Here is a 14463-nt window from a genome sequence, read left to right as displayed (position 1 = left end):
GACAGCACCCCGCAGGGGCGGTTGCCTGCCGGGCCGAGTGCTCAGAGCTGGGCGAGCATGCTCGCAGCGCTCGACACGTCCGCCTTGGAGGGCACGTCCTCCACGTTCAGCGCCGTCACCACGCCGTCTTCCACCAGCATGGAGAAGCGCTTGGAGCGCACGCCGAGGCCGGCCGCCGAACCGTCGAAGGTGAGGTCGAGGGCCGCGGCGAAGGACGCGTCGGGGTCCGCCAGGAACAGGATCTTGCCGTCCGCGCCGGACGCCTTCTCCCACGCGCCCATGACGAACGGGTCGTTCACCGACACCACGGCGATGGTGTCCACGCCCTTCGCCTTGATGGCGCCGGCCTCGTGCACATAGCCGGGCAGATGGTTCTTGTGGCAGGTGGGCGTGAAGGCCCCGGGCACTGCGAACAGCACCACCTTCTTGCCCTTGAAGACCTCGTCCGTGGTCTTGGGCACGGGTCCATCCTCCGTGGACACGCGAAAGGTGGCGTTGGGCAGACGATCGCCGACCGAGATGGGCATCTGTGTCTCCGCATTCTTCGGGCCGCTGCGGCCCGGGCGAACAATACGGGGTTTCACGCCACAGGAAAGCGGGCCGCGGGCGGCCGGCGCCACGCATCAGGGGGCGGGAACGGCAACCCTGGTGGCAACGGCCTGCGCCCCGTCCACCAGGGTCAATTCCAGCTGCGCCCCGCGCGGGTCCACGCCCGGCGGCACGCCCTCCAGCGGCAGCGAGAAGCGGGCCATGCCGTCCGGCAAGGCCGTCTTCTGCGGCAGCGGCAGGGCCCAGCGCGCATCCGGCCCTTCCGCGAACAGGTCGGCCTTGGCGGTGGCTGTGCGCACATCAATGACCAGCCGGGCGGGCGTGGTGGTGGAATCCAGCGCCACCGCGGTGACGGCCAGCCCCTCTGCGCCGAGGGGGCGCGGCTCCGGCACGCCTGCCCCCGCCGCAGTGATTCGCGCCTGCCCCGCCCCGTCGCCGGGAAGATCCACGGCGAGGTCCGCCCGCGCCGGCATGCACAGGGCCTCGCACACGGCGAAGTCGAGGGTGATGGCGAGGTGCGCGCCCTTGCCGGGCTCCGCCAGCCGCACCTTGAGCGGAAGCAGCACGTTGCCCTTGTAGCCGATGGAAAAGCCGCCGGCGCCGTCGGAGAAGCGCCGCGGCGCCGGCCAGGCCATCTCCACGGCCAGCACGTTGCGCGAGCCTTCGAAGGTGAGGGCGGGCGGGACGCCGCTGTCGCCGGGGTAGCGCCAGTAGGTCTTCCAGCCGGGGGCGAGGCGGATCTCGATGCCCGCCTGTGCCTGATCCCCCTCCACCGCACCGGCGATGAGCTGCACCTCGGCGCCGGCCAGGCTGGCCCGGGGCGCTTCGCCGGCCGCCGCGGCGGCGCTCGAAAGGGTGAAGGCGGCGAAGGCCCAGAGCCCGGCCGCGCGAAGCTGGCGCATCATCATCATGCCCAGCGGGTAGCCTCTCCGGGCCGCGAGCGCAAAGCCCTCCGCGTGCACAAGCGTGTGAGACCCGGCGGGCAATGCCCGCAATTGCGCCATCCGCCGGCGGCTCCCGCAGCGCCAAGCGCATTCCCAAAAGCCCGGATGCGCAGTACCCTTTCCCACATGATCGCGAGCCAGAAACCCGGCGGCCCGGATAGGGAGCTGAACTTTCTCGACGGGCAGATGCTCATCGCCATGCCGACCATGCGCGACGAGCAGTTCGCACGCACCCTCATCTATCTGTGCGCCCACTCCGCCGAGGGGGCCATGGGCATCGTGGTGAACCAGCCGGCCAGTCACATCGACTTCACCGACCTGCTGGTGCAGCTGGATGTCATTCCCTCCGCCGAGCGCATCCTTTTGCCCAAGAGCGCCGGAACGGTGAAAGTGCTGCGGGGCGGGCCGGTGGAGACCGGGCGCGGCTTCGTGCTGCACTCGGCGGATTATTTCGTCGAGAATTCCACTTTGCCCATAGACGACGGCATCTGCCTCACCGCCACGCTGGACATCCTGAAGGCCATTGCCGGCGGGCGCGGCCCGAGCAGCGCGGTGCTGGCGCTGGGCTATGCCGGCTGGGCCCCGGGGCAGCTGGAAACCGAGATCCAGGCCAATGGCTGGCTGCACTGCCCGGCCGATGCGGAACTGGTGTTCGGCGCGAGCGTGGAATCCAAATACGACCTCGCCCTGCGCAAGCTGGGCATCGACCCGGGCATGCTGTCCAGCGACGCCGGCCACGCCTGAGCCGCCGGCGCCTCAGCCTTCGCCCCAGCGGCGGGGGCGATAGAAGGTGTGCACGCCGATGCGGTCGAGCTTGCGCATCTCGCGCACCCAGTTCGGGCGCACCCAATAGGCATGGTAATGGGTGGCCCGCCCCACGCTGGCGAGCCACAGCTTGCCGTCCAGCATGTCGGCGGCAATCTCCTTGGCCTGCACCCACATGTCGGGCTCGCGCACCACGTCGCGCACATTGTCGCAGGCAAAGGTGAACTGGCAGGCGAGGTGGCGGTGGGCGTTCTGATAGACCGCGCCGCACACGTCGTTGGGGTAATAGCCGGAGAACACCCGGTTCACCACCACCTGCGCCACCGCGATCTGGCCGCGCCGGGGCTCGCCGCGGCTCTCGAAATAGATGGCCTCGGCCAGGCACTTCTGCGCCCGCGCCCGCTTCTCGCCGGCAAGGTCCAGCCGCTCGGCGGGGCTCGGCCAGATACGGTCGGGCCTATCCTCATCGGCGGCGGCGACGGCGCCCTCCTCCAGCGCGCCCTCGGGCAGGGCGTCGTCCGGCCCCGGCAGTGAGGCGCTTGTGGCGGCGGGCGCATCGTCCATTGCGGCCCCGAAGGCGAGGCGGGGGGCGGCCTCGACGCCGAAGACGATGGCGGGATCAAGGAAGATGGCACCGGGCTCCGCCTCGACCGGCGGGGCGGCGGCGGCGACCGCATCTTCCGGCTCCGCCAGTTCCTGCACCGCGCCGAGGTCGGGACCGAAGGCGGCGCCTTCCGCCACCGGCCACGCGCTGTCCTCGATCAGCGGCAGTTCCAGCAGCATGTCGAGCGCCAGTTCCAGATGCGCCCGCGGCGGGGCGGGAGGCGGAAGTAGCGTATTGGCGACCTCCTGCCCGGGCGCCGCAAATGGCGCTCCGGCCACAACGGGCGTGTCCGGCGGCCGGCCCTCCACCCCGTCCCCCGGCACGCCGGTGCCGATGGGGCGCGGCAGGTCCAGGGTCGCCACCTTGAGGGCCCGCAGCGGCGCGCCCAGCAGGCCCGGCGCCATGGCCGCGGCGGCTGCGGGCACCCGCGCGGGCGTGCCGTCGGCTCCGGCGCCGCTTATGGGCAGCCCCAGGACCAGCGCCGCAACCACCAGCGGCCGCGCCGGGCGCATCAGCCCGCGCGCCCGCCTCCGCATCATTCCAGCAGCCATGACCTTGCCCTTGACGCAACCCGTGCCGGCCGTGGCTTGCCGGCGACACGCAAGAGCATTGTCCGATCAGTCTTGCCCGGAGGTTAACCGCGCCGCCACCTCGGCTTCCCGGGCGAAGGGGGTGGTGGCGCCGGGCATCAGCCGGCGGGCGCGCGCCAGGCCGTGGGTGCCGAAGCGCACGCGTATGGCCTCCTCCACCCACTTCTCTTCCTGCTCCGCCCGCAGCGCCGCGCGCCGGCCGTCGGCATCAAGATGGGCGCGGTGGCTGGCGCAGGCCGCTTCGAAGGCGGCCAGCCCCTCCCCGGTGGCCGCCGAAAGGCGAATCACCGGAACGGTCCAGCCGTGGGCGCCCGAGCCGGACAGGGACAGTGCCCCGGCCACCTCGGACGCGGCCCGCCGCGCCACTTCCGCCATGTCGGCCTTGGTGACGACGATGATGTCGGGCAGTTCCATGACGCCCGCCTTCATGAACTGCAGACTGTCGCCCGATGCCGGCTGGATGCACAGCACCACCGTGTCGGCGACGAGGGAGATGTCCGCCTCGGACTGGCCCACCCCCACCGTTTCCACGATCACAAGATCGTAAACGGCCCGCAGCAGCACCACCGCGGCGATGGAATCGTCCGACAAGCCGCCAAGACGGTCGCGCGCCGCCATGGAGCGCACGAACACGCCGCGGTCGTCGGGATCGGTCTTCATGCGGGCGCGATCGCCCAGAAGGGCGCCACCGGTGCGGCGGGAGGAGGGGTCCACCGCCAGCACCGCCACGGTCTGCCCCGCGGCGCGGGCCCGCTGCACCAAAGCGTTGGTGAGGGTGGACTTGCCGACGCCGGGCGGGCCGGTGAGGCCCAGCACATGCGCCCGGCCGGAGCGGGCGGCGGCATCCAGCAGCGCCACCAGGTCGGGCCGGCCGCGGGCGGTTTCCACATAAGCGAGGGCGCGCGCCACGGCGCGCTTCCCCCCGGTCCGCACGGTTGCGAGATCGAGCGGGTCGCGCGCCTGGGCGCCGGGGGCAGGTTCGGCTGGAAGGGGTGGCATCGGCGCCAATCTAGCGTGCGATGCGATCAAATTGAATCAGTTTGATCGGATCGCGCTAAGAGCAGGCCCGAACGGAAAAAGGCGCCGGCTTGCGCCGACGCCTTCTCCGCTGATCGGAACCGTGCGGGGGAACGGAACCGATCAACAGCCCTGAAATTCGAAGCTCAGCGGCAGTTGCTGCGCGAGACGCGAACCACGTTGCCGTTGTTCTGGTGCAGATAGCAGCGGCCGTCATTCGCCCAGAAATAATAGGCCTGGTTGCGGTCGTTCTGCGAACCGATGATGGCGCCCGTGGTGCCGCCGATGATCGCGCCCGCAGCCACGCCGCCGGCCGTGCCCGTGGCAGCGCCGCCGATGAGCGCGCCAGCCGTGCCGCCGATGATCGCGCCGGCCGCGGTGTTGTTCTGCGCCTGCGCCACGCCGGCCATGCCGGCGACGGTGGAGGTGGCGAGCGCAAGAGCGACGAGGCCCGAACGGATGGTCATGTCCTTCCTTTCCGCAGCCCCGGCATGCGCCGCAGGCGTGCTGTCCATGGGTTTGGTTCTAGCAAGGCCAACATGAACGCCAGATGAGCACATTGTTAGGCATGCATGCAGCTTGGAAATTGGTCTGGCGGCTCGGCGCCGGGCTGCCCGCGACGGCACTGCGCAAGGAACGGCGCGAGGAACGCCTCTTGCATCGCAGCAGGCCTCTGGTGCAGGGTCCAGCTTCACCTTTCAGGATGTCATTCATGAGCGAACGCAACCCCTTCGGCGGGACCATCTCGCACCTCTCGCCGGCGGAGGTCCAGAAGGGCCTCGCCGACGGGACCATGCTCCTCGTGGACGTGCGCGAGCCGAACGAGCTTCATGCCGAGCGCATTCCCGGCGCGCAGACCCTTCCACTCAGCCGCTTCGATCCGGCCGCCCTGCCCGACCCGAAGGGCAAGCGCCTGGTGTTCTCCTGCCGCTCCGGCCAGCGCTCCCAGCAGGCGGCGGCCGTCGCCCAGCGGGCGGGGCTGCCCTATGAGGAGCACATGCAGGGCGGCATCATCGCCTGGCGGCAGGCCGGTTTCGACGTGGAGCGCGGCTGAGGCCGCGCCCCCACCCGCCGCACAAAGACACGCGCCGCCCGCAAGCCCGGGCGGCGCGTCTTTCATTTCAGGGGCTGCGGGCGGAAAATTACGCCGACTGGGCGTCCAGTTCCGCCACGATGGCCTCGCCCATGGCGGCGGTGCCGATGGTTTCGGTGCCCGGACCGGCGATGTCGCCGGTGCGCTTGCCCGAGGCCAGCACGCCCGCAATCGCCTGCTCGATGCGGTCGGCCACCTCGCCCTGGTTGAACGAATAGCGCAGCGCCATGGCCAGCGAGCCGATCATGGCGATGGGGTTGGCCACGCCCTTGCCGGCGATGTCCGGGGCCGAGCCGTGCACCGGCTCATACATCGCAGCGCGCTTGCCGGTGGCCGGGTCCATGGCGCCCAGGGAGGCGGAGGGCAGCATTCCCAGCGATCCGGTGAGCATGGCGGCAATGTCGGAGAGCACGTCGCCGAACAGGTTGTCGGTGACGATCACGTCATACTGCTTGGGCCAGCGCACCAGCTGCATGGCCAGCGAATCGGCCAGATTGTGCTCCAGCTCCACATCCTTGTAGGACCGCTCGTGCAAGGCGGTGACCACTTCCTTCCAGAGCACGCCGGACTTCATGACATTGTGCTTCTCGGAGGAGGTCACCTTGTTGCGCCGGGTGCGCGCCAGCTCGAAGGCGACGGAGGCGATCCGCTCGATCTCGTAGGTGTCGTAGACCTGCGTGTCGATGGCGCGCTTCTGGCCGTTGCCCAAATCGAGGATGGTCTTGGGCTCGCCGAAATAGACACCGCCGGTCAGCTCGCGGACGATGAGGATGTCGAGCCCCTCCACCACCTCGCGCTTGAGGGAGGAGGCATCCGCCAGCGCCGGGTAGCAGATGGCCGGGCGCAGATTGGCAAACAGCTGCAGGTCCTTGCGCAGGCGCAGCAGGCCCGCCTCGGGGCGCCCCTCATAAGGCACGCTCGCCCACTTCGGGCCGCCCACGGCGCCCAGCAGCACCGCATCCGCCGCCTTGGCGCGCTCCATGGCGGCATCCGAGATGGCGGCGCCGTAGGCATCATAGGCGCAGCCGCCCACCAGATCCTCTTCGAGGGCGAAGGAGGCAAGGCCGGCCTGCTCCAGCCACTTCACCACCCGTTTCACCTCCGCCATCACTTCGGGGCCGATGCCGTCGCCGGCGAGGAGGAGAAGCTTGTGGGTGGCCATGGCGGGTATCCTTGGGGAAAGCGGCCTCGCGGGCCGTCTTGCGGTTGAACCGCCCGGCAGGCGGCAGCTTCGGGGCCGGGCGCGGCGGGCGAGGGCCGGAGCCCACCAGGCAGCATCCCCTGCCCCGTGAACGGCCCTCTCGTTTCAGCATCGAGAACGCAATGTCCGATCCGCCCGCGATGCAGGCCGATCGGCGCGTGCGCCTTCTTACTTCAGCATCGAGAACGCGGTGTCCGATCCGCCTGCGATGCAGGCCGATCGGCGCGTGCGCCTTCTTACTTCAGCATCGAGAACGCGGTGTCCGATCCGCCTGCGATGCAGGCCGATCGGCGCGTGCTCTAAGGCGTCGCCGGGGCGAAGGCAAGGGTGCGGCTGGAATATTGTCTACCGGCGCGGCCCGGCCTCATCCGGCCTTCACGAAGGCAGCGAAGGCTTCCGCGAAATCCGGGTGCCAGCGCGACAGCGGCGGACGGTTCTCCACCACGTCGCCGGCGGCCCAGCGGATGCGCTTTTCGTCCAGCGCCCGCGGCACGTCGTTATCCAGGCACAGGATGTAGAAATCGCCGGCGACGAGCCGCCCCAGCATGAGGTCCACCGTCTCCTCCGCCGTCCAGGCCCCGGCCGGCGCAGCGGGCGGCGGCGGCAAGACCGATGCCGGAGGCGCCGCCGGTGACCACGGCGACACGTTCCGGCGCGAGGACGGTTTGAGGCATCACGGTTTCCTCCAACAGGCGCGGCGCCTCAGCGGCGCGTGGCCACATAGGCGCCACCGACGATGAGCACGCAGGCAGCGGCGAGCGACCAGCTGGCGGCGGCAAACCCGGTGGCCACCAGGAGAAGGGTGGAGAGCACCGGCGCCGCATAGGAGGCGACCCCCAAAAGCCGCACGTCGCCCCGCTTCATGCCGATGTCCCAGGCATAGAAGGCGATGCCCACCGGCCCCACCCCCAGCGCCGCCACCGCCGCCCACTCGCCCGCGCCGGCCGGCCACAGCGTGTCTTCCCAGGCAAGGTGGCACAGGCCGGCCAGGAGCGCGGTGACCAGGCAGAAGCCGGCCACCGCCTGCGTGGGCACATCGGCAAAATGGCGCGAGGCCACCGAATAGGACGACCAGATGAAGGCGCAGGCGAAGGCGGCCAGATAGCCCGGCGCATAGCGCGCCTCGATGCCGGCGAAGCCCCCCTTGCCCAGCAGCAGCACCACCGTGCCGGCAAAGCCCAATAGGGCGCCGACCACATGGCCGCGCTTCAGCCCCCCGCCCGGCAGCAGTGCCGACAAGAGCACGATGAGCAGCGGCCACAGATAGTTGATGAGGCCGGCTTCCGCCGGTGGCGCCCATTTCAGCGCGGCGAAATAAAGGAAATGGTAGCCGAACAGCCCGCCCACCCCGTGCAGATAGGCCAGCGGGCGCTGCACCAGCACGCCGAGCCCCGGCCCGGCCAGGGCCGCCGCCACCCCCACCGCGCCACCGATGGCGAAGGTGAGGGCGGTGAGCAGGAAGGGCGGCACCTGCCCGGTCGCCGCCGTGAACACGGCAAGGGTCGCCCACAGGGCGATGGCGAGGAGGCCGGTGCGCGTGGCGACGGCGGGCGACATGGGCGGGTCAGGGACCCAGCAGGTCGATGAGGGCGGGAATGAGCGGCTCGTCGGCCGGCGGCATGGGAATGTCCCGCAGACGGGCCGGCCGCAGCCATTGCAGCGCCTGATGCTCCTTCTGCTGGATCACCCCCTCCCAGCGGCGGCAGATCCACAAGGGCATCAGCAGATGGAAGGTCTCGTAGGGGTGGCTGGCGAAGGTGAGGGGCGCGAGGCACGCCTCCTTCACCGTGATGCCCAGTTCCTCGTCAAGCTCGCGGATCAGCGTCTGCTCCGGCCGCTCGCCGGGCTCCACCTTGCCGCCGGGAAATTCCCACAGGCCGGCCAGCGCCTTGCCCTGCGGCCGCTGGGCCACGAGGACACGGTTGTCCGCATCCACCAGGGCGCAGGCGGCGACGAGGGTGATCTTGAGGGGAAGGGGCGGGGCGTTCATTCGGCGGCCCAGGCGACGGCCACTTCGGCGTTGACGGTGATGGTGCCCCGTTCGACTGGGACATTCAATGGCGTGGGCGCGGCGAGGTCCGCATAGCCCTGCGCGCCCCTGGATGCGGGCGGATAAGTGACCCGGACCACGCGCCCCAGTTTCACATGCGCGAGGCCCGCAAGGTGTTCCGCCTTTCGGCGGGCGTCGGCAAAGGCCGCCTCGCGCGCGAGGTCGGTCGCCTTCTCATCGTCGGCGAGGCCGAACTGAACGGCGCTGATGCGATTCGCGCCATGGTCGATCGCGTCTCGGACAAACGCGCCGAGGCGATCCAGCTCGCGAACGGTAATGTTGAGCCCGTTGGTCGCCTCGTAGCTCTCTTGCGGGAGCGCCGTATCGGGTTTCTCGCCCGCGGGTTTGGGCCGTGGAATGATCCGGACCGAACCGGAGCGTATATCCGCCGGAGCGATGCCGAACGCCTTGCAGAAGGCGATGAGCCGCTTCATCTCGGCGGAATTCTCGTCCAGTGCAGTCACAAGCGTCTCTGCCCGAGTGACAATGGCGAGAAACACTGTGGCGATGTCCGGGACCAACGTGACAGCCCCGGCTCCCTGCGCCTCGATGAGGGTTTGCGGGTTGGCCGCAGACGTCGGCGGAGCCACCGGTTGCGCGAGCACTGCCGAGACGGGCGCGGCACCGAGCAGGAGAGCCAGGACAACCGCCCTCACGAGCGATAATCCCCGTTGATCGCCACGTATTCCTTGGTCAGGTCGCAGGTGAGCACCCGGTCGGAACTGCGCCCCAGGCCGAGGTCCACGGTGAGGTCGATCACGTCGTTCTTCATGTAGGCGGAGACGGCGGCCTCGTCATAGTCCGGATCGCGGGCGCCTTCGTGGGCGACGCGGATGTCGCCGAAGGAGATGGTGAGGCGGTCGCGGTCCGCCGGCTCGCCGGCCTTGCCCACCGCCATCACCACCCGGCCCCAGTTGGCGTCCTCGCCGGCCACCGCGGTCTTCACCAGCGGCGAGTTGGCAATCGACATGGCGATGCGGCGCGCCGACTTCTTGGAAACCGCCCCGGTCACATGGATGCGGATGAGCTTGCGCGCCCCCTCCCCGTCCCGGGCCACCTGCTCGGCAAGGTCGGCCAGCACGTCCTGGAGCGCGCGGCGGAAGGCGACGAGGCGCGGATCGTCCAGCGTCTTCACCTGGGCCGCGCCACGGCTCTTGGCGACGCCGGTGGCAAACAGCAGCAGCGTGTCCGAGGTGGAGGTGTCGCCGTCGATGGTCACCGCGTTGAAGCTGCTCTTCACGCCCTTGGAGAGCAGTGCCTGCAGCACGTCCGCGGCGATGGGCGCGTCGGTGAAGACGAAGGAGAGCATGGTGGCCATGTCGGGGGCGATCATGCCCGCGCCCTTGGCGATGCCGTTGATGGTCACCGGCACGTCGCCCAGCAGCACCGAGGCGGTGGCGAGCTTGGGGAAGGTGTCCGTGGTCATGATGGCGCGGGCGGCATCCAGCCACGGCCAGTCCACGAGGCGGCCGGCCGCCTCGGTGAGGGCGCCCTCGAACTTGGTGGCGTCCAGCGGCTCGCCGATGACGCCGGTGGAGGCGAGGAACACCTCCGTGGGCTTGCAGCGCAGCACGGTGGCGGCGATCTCGGCGGTGAGTTGCGTGGCCTCGCGGCCCTTCTTGCCGGTGAAGGCGTTGGCATTGCCGGAATTGACCACCAGCGCCCGCGCCTTGCCCTTCTTCAGCAGTTCGCGGCACCACTCCACCGGGGCCGAGGGGCACAGGGATTTCGTGGTGACCCCCGCCACCGTGGTTCCCGGCACGAACGACATGACCAGCACGTCGGTGCGCCCCTGGTAGCGGATGCCGGCGGCCGCGGTGGTGAAGCCGACGCCCGGCACGGGCTGCAACTCGGGCACAAACTTGGGCGCGAGGGGGGAGATGGTGGACGACATGGGCAGGTCCCCGGGTGATGGCGCGCCCGGTGTGCCGCAGCTTTGGGTCCGAAGCAAGGGCGCGGCAACGGCGAGGCGGCAAAGGACGCACCGCCCCGCATCCTGCGGCGCCAACCTCAACGCCCCCGGGGGGGGGGGAAGACCCTCACGCCCCGCGCCTCACATCTGCGCGCCCAGCGCGGCCAGCGCGGCCTTGGCCACCTCCACATCCTCGCTGCCCTTGCCGGAGCCCACGCCGATGCCGCCCACGCACACCCCGTCCAGGATGATGGGGAAGCCGCCTTCCAGATTGGTGAGCCGCCCGCCCGCGGCGATGGCCAGCTTCAGCTCCAGCGCCGGATCAAGCCGGCTGGTGGGCTGGCGGTGGGAGGCGGCGCTGATGGCCTTGGAGAGCGAGGTCTCGCGCGACAGGAGCTTGGCCCCGTCCATGCGCACGAAGGCGAGGAGGTTGCCGCCTTCGTCCACGATGGAGATGTTCTGCGCAACCCCCATCTCCTGCGCCCTGGCGACGGCGGCGCCCAGCGCCACCAGCGCGCCCGCATGGGTCAGCTTCACGGCGGGGCGGGTCAGCGGGGGCGGGTCCATCCTGCTTTGGTCCATCTTGTCCTCTCAGCGCACGATCCATTCGGGGGCGGGGCGGCGGATGGCCTCGGCGAGGCGGGCAAGCATGCCCGTGCACGCGGCCAGCTCGTCGCGGCCGATCCATTCATCCGCCTTGTGGGCGCGGGCGATGTCGCCGGGCCCGCAGACGAGGGTGGGAATGCCGGCCTGCGCATAGAGCCCGGCCTCGGTGCCGAAGGCGAGGGTGCCGGGCGCGTCATTGTCACCGCACAGGCGGGCGACCGCGGCGGCCGCGGGCGCATCGGCGGGCGTCGCGAGGGCGGGATAGGCGCACAGCTCCTCAAGGAGGATGTCCGCCTCCTCCGCCTGCGCCTTCAGCCCGGCGCGCGCCTGCGCCACCAGCGCCTCGATGTGCCGGAACACCCCCGCCGCATCGCCGCCCGGGATGGAGCGAAGCTCGAATTCCAGCACCGCGCGGTCCGCCACCACATTGAGCGCGCCGCCGCCATGCAGCGAGCCCAGGTGCAGGGTGGCGTAGGGGGGATCGAAGGCGGCGTCCTGCGGACCGTCCTTCAGCGCGTCCGCAAGATCGGCGAGGCGGGCGGCGAGGCGGGCCAGCGCGGTCACCGCATTGGCCGCCTGGTGGGGCAAGGCGGAATGGCCGGTGCGCCCCAGCGCCGTCAGCCGCCATGCGCCCTTGCCCTTGTGGGCCCGCTTCACCTTCATGCCGGTGGGCTCGCCCACGATGCACAGGAGCGGGCGCGCCGGCAGCGCGGCCACCGCCGCCACCAGGTCCGCGGCGCCCTTGCAGCCGATCTCCTCGTCATAGGAGAGGGCCACATGCACCGGCGTTGCGCCCGCCGCCGCGGCGAAGGCCGGCAGGGCGCCCAGCACGCAGGCGACAAAGCCCTTCATGTCGCTGGTGCCGCGGCCAAAAAGGCGCTCGCCGCGCGCGGTGAGGGCGAAGGGATCGCTGGTCCAGGGCTGCCCCTCCACCGCCACCACGTCGGTGTGGGCGGACAGGACGATGCCGGGCCGATCGTCCGGGCCGATGGAGAGTAGCAGCGCGGTCTTCCTGCCGACGGCATCGGGCAGGCGGCGCACGCGGGCGAAGGGCGCCGCCATCGCCGCAATGCGGGCGACGATCTCTTCATTGGGCGTATCTGCAATAGATGAAACAGATATCAACTTTCCAAGTATTTCTTCCACAGTGACTTGCATTGTTGTTTTCACTCGCTAGAAATACGGGAAAAGGAGAAGGAAATGACCTATTCCATCGCCGCCCGCTGCGGGCAGACCGGCGCCTTCGGCGTTGCCATCACCTCGTCCTCCATCTGCGTCGCCAGCCGGTGCGCGTGGGTGAGCCCGCTGGGGCTGGTCACCACGCAGAATGTGACCGATCCGGCGCTGGGCCCGGCCGGCCTGGCGCTGCTGCGGCAGGGAGTGGGCGCGGGCGGCGTGCTCGCCACGCTGCTGGCGGGAACGGCGGACCCCGCATATCGGCAGGCCAGCGTCATCGACCGCTACGGGCAGGTGGCGTGGCATTCCGGCGATGAAGCCCTGCCCATTGCTGCCGTGGCAACGGGGCCGGACTGCATCGCGCTGGGCAACCTGCTGGCCAATGCGGCGGTGCCGGAGGCCATGCGCGACACCTTCCTTGCCCATGCCGGCCTGCCGCTGGCGGAACGCCTGATGCGCGCCCTGGAGGCCGGCCTTGCCGCCGGCGGGGAGACGGGGGACGAGCACGCGGCGGGCCTCCACGTGGCCCGCACCCACGACTGGCCGGTGGTGGACCTGCGGGTGGACTGGAACGAAGCCCCCATCCTTGCCCTGCGCACCCTTTGGGACCGCTACGCCCCCGAGCAGGCGGCCTTCGAAAGCCGCGCCCGGTCGCCGGCCACGGCGCCCGGTTTCTAAGGACCCGCGCCGGCCACGGCGCCCGGTTTCTAAGGACCCGCGCCGGCCACGGCGCCCGGCTTCTAAGGACGCGCGCCGGCCACGGCGCCCGGCTTCCGAAGGCCCGTGCCGGCCGCCACGGGCCGGTGCCTCAGGGCGCATCGCTGGCGAAGGCGACCGCATCCCCGGCCGCCATGTCGAGGCCCACGCGCACGCCGGCGGGCCAGCGGGTGGTCGCATCATGGCCCGGCACCCGCACGGTGACACGCCCGCCCCGCGCCGCCGGCACGTCCACCAGCACATCCACGTGGGAGCCCTGGTAGACATGGGTCGCCACGGTTCCGGTGATGAGCCCGTCGCCCTCGGCGATGCGCACCGCGTCCGGGCGCACGAACAGGTCCACCGCCGCGCCGGGAGCCACGCCCTCCAGGGTCTGCGCCGCCACCTGCATCCGCCCGTCCGCCACGATGACGCTGGCCACCTCGCCGATGCGCCGCTCCAGCCGGCCGGGCAGCACGTTCACATCCCCCACGAAGGAGGCGACGAAGGGATCGGCCGGCCGCCGGTAGATTTCGTCGGGCGTGCCCACCTGGCGGATGCGCCCCTGCGACATGACCGCGATGCGGTCAGACATGGACAGGGCCTCGCTTTGATCGTGAGTGACGAAGATGGTGGTGACGCCAAGCTGGCGCTGGATCTCCTTCAGCTCCACCTGCATGGCGCCGCGCAAATTCTTGTCCAGCGCCGAGAACGGCTCGTCGAGCAGCAGCACCTTCGGACGGATGACGAGGGCGCGGGCCAGCGCCACGCGCTGCTGCTGGCCGCCGGACAGCTGGCGCGGCTTCCTGTCGCCGAAATCGGAAAGCTTCACCAGCGCCAGCGCCTGCGCCACCCGCGCCGCGATCTCGCGCTTCGGCACGCCGCGCATGCGCAGGCCATAGCCCACGTTCTTCGCCACGCTCATGTGGGGGAACAGGGCATAATTCTGGAACACGACGCCGATCTCGCGCTCATAGGGCGGCGTCTCGGTCATCAGGCGCCCGCCGACGAAGATCTCGCCGCCGTCCGCCTCCAGGAAGCCGGCGATGAGATTGAGCAGGGTGGTCTTGCCGCAGCCGGAGGGACCCAGCAGCGTCATGAACTCGCCGTCCGCAATCTTCAGCCACGCCTCATGGAGGGCGGTGGCGTCGCCGAAGCTCTTGGTGATGCCGTCGATCTGCACCCCCACCCGGCGGGCGGGCGCAGGCGCGGGGGAAGAGGCGGGAGAGGAGGCGGGAGAGGACATGGAGGCGCGATCCT

At 70.7% G+C, this 14463-nt stretch carries 16 protein-coding genes and 1 pseudogene; 3 read left to right on the top strand and 14 right to left on the bottom strand.

Annotated elements, in window-relative coordinates:
• Nucleotides 1–41: 41 nt before the first annotated feature.
• Nucleotides 42–527, bottom strand: a complete 486-nt coding sequence (locus ACI7BZ_RS10005; RefSeq protein ID WP_414117013.1) for a peroxiredoxin — start codon at nucleotides 525–527, stop codon at nucleotides 42–44.
• 96 nt (nucleotides 528–623) lie between these two features.
• A complete protein-coding gene (locus tag ACI7BZ_RS10000) occupies nucleotides 624–1451 on the bottom strand; it encodes a protein-disulfide reductase DsbD domain-containing protein (protein WP_414117012.1) in 828 nt (275 codons plus the stop codon).
• Nucleotides 1452–1619: 168 nt separating this feature from the next.
• On the opposite strand from ACI7BZ_RS10000, the gene ACI7BZ_RS09995 reads away from it, so the two are divergent.
• Nucleotides 1620–2237 (top strand): YqgE/AlgH family protein, encoded by a 618-nt coding sequence (locus ACI7BZ_RS09995; RefSeq protein WP_414119134.1) that lies wholly within the window; start codon nucleotides 1620–1622, stop codon nucleotides 2235–2237.
• A 12-nt stretch (nucleotides 2238–2249) separates the two neighbouring features.
• On the opposite strand, the gene ACI7BZ_RS09990 is transcribed toward ACI7BZ_RS09995, so the two are convergent.
• The 3 genes from ACI7BZ_RS09990 to ACI7BZ_RS09980 all read right to left on the bottom strand — a co-directional run bounded on the left by ACI7BZ_RS09990 (nucleotide 2250) and on the right by ACI7BZ_RS09980 (nucleotide 4936).
• A complete protein-coding gene (locus ACI7BZ_RS09990; protein WP_414117011.1) occupies nucleotides 2250–3401 on the bottom strand; it encodes a cell wall hydrolase in 1152 nt (383 codons plus the stop codon).
• A 78-nt stretch (nucleotides 3402–3479) separates the two neighbouring features.
• A complete protein-coding gene (gene meaB, locus ACI7BZ_RS09985; protein WP_414117010.1) occupies nucleotides 3480–4451 on the bottom strand; it encodes a methylmalonyl Co-A mutase-associated GTPase MeaB in 972 nt (323 codons plus the stop codon).
• Between the two features lie 164 nt (nucleotides 4452–4615).
• Nucleotides 4616–4936, bottom strand: coding sequence for a YMGG-like glycine zipper-containing protein (locus ACI7BZ_RS09980; RefSeq protein WP_414117009.1), 321 nt, complete (start codon nucleotides 4934–4936; stop codon nucleotides 4616–4618).
• A 245-nt stretch (nucleotides 4937–5181) separates the two neighbouring features.
• Here ACI7BZ_RS09980 and ACI7BZ_RS09975 point away from each other — a divergent pair, with 245 nt between their 5' ends.
• Nucleotides 5182–5523, top strand: coding sequence for a rhodanese-like domain-containing protein (locus tag ACI7BZ_RS09975; protein ID WP_414117008.1), 342 nt, complete (start codon nucleotides 5182–5184; stop codon nucleotides 5521–5523).
• Between the two features lie 88 nt (nucleotides 5524–5611).
• On the opposite strand, the gene leuB is transcribed toward ACI7BZ_RS09975, so the two are convergent.
• The 8 genes and pseudogenes from leuB to argE all read right to left on the bottom strand — a co-directional run bounded on the left by leuB (nucleotide 5612) and on the right by argE (nucleotide 12489).
• Nucleotides 5612–6724 carry a 3-isopropylmalate dehydrogenase gene (gene leuB, locus ACI7BZ_RS09970; RefSeq protein WP_414117007.1) on the bottom strand — a complete coding sequence of 371 codons (1113 nt, stop codon included), beginning with the start codon at nucleotides 6722–6724 and terminating at the stop codon, nucleotides 5612–5614.
• A gap of 403 nt (nucleotides 6725–7127) precedes the next feature.
• Nucleotides 7128–7349: pseudogene (locus tag ACI7BZ_RS09965) on the bottom strand (short-chain dehydrogenase); the annotation flags it as partial.
• A 116-nt stretch (nucleotides 7350–7465) separates the two neighbouring features.
• The gene (yddG, locus tag ACI7BZ_RS09960; RefSeq protein ID WP_414117006.1) at nucleotides 7466–8320 is read right to left on the bottom strand and encodes an aromatic amino acid exporter YddG; all 855 of its coding nucleotides are present in this window, start codon (nucleotides 8318–8320) and stop codon (nucleotides 7466–7468) included.
• A 7-nt stretch (nucleotides 8321–8327) separates the two neighbouring features.
• Nucleotides 8328–8753, bottom strand: coding sequence for a (deoxy)nucleoside triphosphate pyrophosphohydrolase (locus ACI7BZ_RS09955; protein WP_414117005.1), 426 nt, complete (start codon nucleotides 8751–8753; stop codon nucleotides 8328–8330).
• The gene (locus tag ACI7BZ_RS09950) at nucleotides 8750–9469 is read right to left on the bottom strand and encodes an SIMPL domain-containing protein (RefSeq protein ID WP_414117004.1); all 720 of its coding nucleotides are present in this window, start codon (nucleotides 9467–9469) and stop codon (nucleotides 8750–8752) included. The genes ACI7BZ_RS09955 and ACI7BZ_RS09950 overlap by 4 nt, the downstream gene beginning before the upstream one ends.
• Nucleotides 9466–10707, bottom strand: a complete 1242-nt coding sequence (argJ, locus tag ACI7BZ_RS09945; protein WP_414117003.1) for a bifunctional glutamate N-acetyltransferase/amino-acid acetyltransferase ArgJ — start codon at nucleotides 10705–10707, stop codon at nucleotides 9466–9468. The genes ACI7BZ_RS09950 and argJ overlap by 4 nt, the downstream gene beginning before the upstream one ends.
• Before the next feature lie 159 nt (nucleotides 10708–10866).
• Nucleotides 10867–11307, bottom strand: a complete 441-nt coding sequence (locus ACI7BZ_RS09940; RefSeq protein WP_414117002.1) for a GlcG/HbpS family heme-binding protein — start codon at nucleotides 11305–11307, stop codon at nucleotides 10867–10869.
• Nucleotides 11308–11316: 9 nt separating this feature from the next.
• Nucleotides 11317–12489, bottom strand: a complete 1173-nt coding sequence (gene argE, locus ACI7BZ_RS09935; protein ID WP_414117001.1) for an acetylornithine deacetylase — start codon at nucleotides 12487–12489, stop codon at nucleotides 11317–11319.
• A 42-nt stretch (nucleotides 12490–12531) separates the two neighbouring features.
• Here argE and ACI7BZ_RS09930 point away from each other — a divergent pair, with 42 nt between their 5' ends.
• Nucleotides 12532–13185 (top strand): DUF1028 domain-containing protein, encoded by a 654-nt coding sequence (locus ACI7BZ_RS09930; protein WP_414117000.1) that lies wholly within the window; start codon nucleotides 12532–12534, stop codon nucleotides 13183–13185.
• 130 nt (nucleotides 13186–13315) lie between these two features.
• Here ACI7BZ_RS09930 and ACI7BZ_RS09925 read toward each other — a convergent pair whose 3' ends face one another.
• Nucleotides 13316–14449 carry an ABC transporter ATP-binding protein gene (locus tag ACI7BZ_RS09925; RefSeq protein WP_414116999.1) on the bottom strand — a complete coding sequence of 378 codons (1134 nt, stop codon included), beginning with the start codon at nucleotides 14447–14449 and terminating at the stop codon, nucleotides 13316–13318.
• Nucleotides 14450–14463: the final 14 nt, after the last annotated feature.

The sequence above is a fragment of the Xanthobacter sp. AM11 genome (assembly GCF_047444035.1).
In the GTDB taxonomy this organism is placed as follows: domain Bacteria; phylum Pseudomonadota; class Alphaproteobacteria; order Rhizobiales; family Xanthobacteraceae; genus Xanthobacter.
Note: the sequence above shows the minus strand (reverse complement) of the source record. Positions and strands in the feature narration are given on the sequence as shown.